Origin of the sequence: Archangium sp. (assembly GCF_036389735.1) — a bacterium.
Taxonomy (GTDB): domain Bacteria; phylum Myxococcota; class Myxococcia; order Myxococcales; family Myxococcaceae; genus Archangium.
In genome coordinates, this window is sequence record NZ_DASVWK010001063.1 from 1 (window position 1) to 1,933 (window position 1,933).

General features: G+C 71.0%; 1 protein-coding gene and 2 pseudogenes. All 3 read left to right on the forward strand.

Going from position 1 to position 1,933, the window contains the following annotated elements; all coding sequences use genetic code 11:
- Window positions 1-908: pseudogene (locus VF794_RS38025) on the forward strand (peptidase S8); the annotation flags it as partial.
- Between the two features lie 129 nt (window positions 909-1,037).
- Window positions 1,038-1,667: a biliverdin-producing heme oxygenase gene (locus tag VF794_RS38030; RefSeq protein ID WP_331118313.1), complete on the forward strand. Its 630-nt coding sequence runs from the start codon at window positions 1,038-1,040 to the stop codon at window positions 1,665-1,667.
- Window positions 1,648-1,933: pseudogene (locus VF794_RS38035) on the forward strand (histidine kinase); the annotation flags it as partial. The gene VF794_RS38030 and the pseudogene VF794_RS38035, both read left to right, overlap by 20 nt.

Sequence of the window (1,933 nt, forward strand, 5' to 3'; positions counted from 1 at the left end):
GGCGGGCGCTGGGCGCCACCGACACCAACGCGCCGCCGAAGCTCGGGGTGAGCACCACGCAGCTGTCCTTCTCCAGCGCTGGCTCCCAGCAGCTCACGGTGCGCAACGTCGGCGGTGGCACGCTCCAGGTGACCGCCACCGTCTCCGGTGCGCAGTCCTCCGCGGTGTCCCTCTCCACCCGCTCGCTGTCCGTCCCGGCCTACCAGTCGGTTCCGCTCACGGTGACCGTCAATCCCGGGTCGCTGGCCAACGGCAGCTACGTGGCGCAGCTCGCCCTGGCCTCCAGCGTGGGCTCCGCCGAGGTGCTGGTGAAGTTCCGCGTGGGTGCCACGCAGGACAAGGACGCCGTCATCGCCTTCCTCTACAAGGACGCCCTGGGCGAGTGGCAGTTGGACGATGAAGACGGGGCCTGGCTGGTGCCGGCGCAGGGCAATTACAGCTACTCCGTGTCGCTCAAGCCGCGCACCTACTACGTGCTGGCCTCCATCGACGACACCGGGGACGGGAAGTTCTTCGAGGATGGCGATCGCGTGGGCGTCTGGCGGGACTTCACCGAGATGGAGCCCCTCGAGGTGAAGAAGAGCCAGACGGTGCAGAACATCAGCTTCGCCCTGGTGCCCTACAAGGTGGAGTCGGAGCCGGTGGGCTCGAAGGTGGGCCAGCCCTGCACCAGCAACGCGGACTGCGGGACGGATGGCCTGTGCGCGACGGACGCTCCGCAGGGCTACTGCACCCTGGACTGCCTCGACTCCACCTGCCCGGCAGGCTCCAAGTGCTTTGGCAACAGCGCGGGCACCGCCGCCTACTGCTTCGCCACGTGCACGGGCGTGGGTGGCCAGGGCTCCTGCCGCTCGGGCTACATCTGCTACGACGACGGCACCGGCAGCGGCGCGTGCGACATCCCTTGATGTCGCGGTGATGAGGGCCGGAGGGGGGCGGGCGGGGAGGGACGCGCGCCCCGTGCCCCCTCCCCACCGGGCTGGCGGAAGGTTGACACTCGCACATCGGGAGCGTTCCCTCGCTCCCGGTCCGTGCACATGCTCGGAAGAATCTTGTCCCCCGAGCCTTCCTCCCTGTTGCAGACCTTGAAGTCGGAGACCCGCCCGCACCATGAACGCGCCGAGCGTGTGGTGCGCCTGATGGACCCAGGTCTCACCCCCGCCGGGTACCGGCGCCACCTGGAGGCCCTCTACGGCCTCCATCACCCGCTGGAAGCGGCCCTCGCCGATCGGCTGGAAGGGCGCTTCCCGGAGCTGCGCCTCGCCGAGCGCTGGAAGTTGCCGCTGCTGGAGGTCGACCTCCGAGGGTTCGGCCATGACGAGGCCTCGCTGGCACGCCTGCCACGGCTCTCGTCTCCGCCCTCGTTGCCCGACGTACCCGAGGCGCTTGGCGCCCTCTATGTCCTGGAGGGGGCGACGCTCGGGGGGCAGCTCCTCCTGCGTCACCTCACGCGCCACTTCGAGGGCGTCCCCGTGGGCGACTTCGCCTTCTTCCGGGCCTACGGCGCGGCCGTGGGGCCCATGTGGAAGGCCTTTGGCGAGGCCGTCACGCGCGCCTGTCCGGACCCGGCGCTCACCCCCCGGGTGGTGCGGGGGGCCCAGGACACCTTCGAGGCCTTCGAGGCCTGGCTGCGCGAGGTCCATGCCGATGCGCCCCCCCCTCTCTGAAGCGGACCTGTCCCAGTGCGACCGGGAGCCCATCCACCTGCTGGGGGGCATCCAACCCCACGGGGTGCTGTTGGCCTTCTCCGAGTCGGAGTTCACCCTCGCGCTGGTGAGCGCCAACACCGAGGCCCTGCTGGGGCGACTTCCGGAGACGCTCCTGGGCCGACCGCTGGCGGAGGTGCTCCCCCCCGCGTCGCTGGCCCTCCTCACCCGGGCCCTGTCCCAGCCCGGCATCCCGAGCCTGCGCCTCGAGGCCGCGGGCCGCTCCT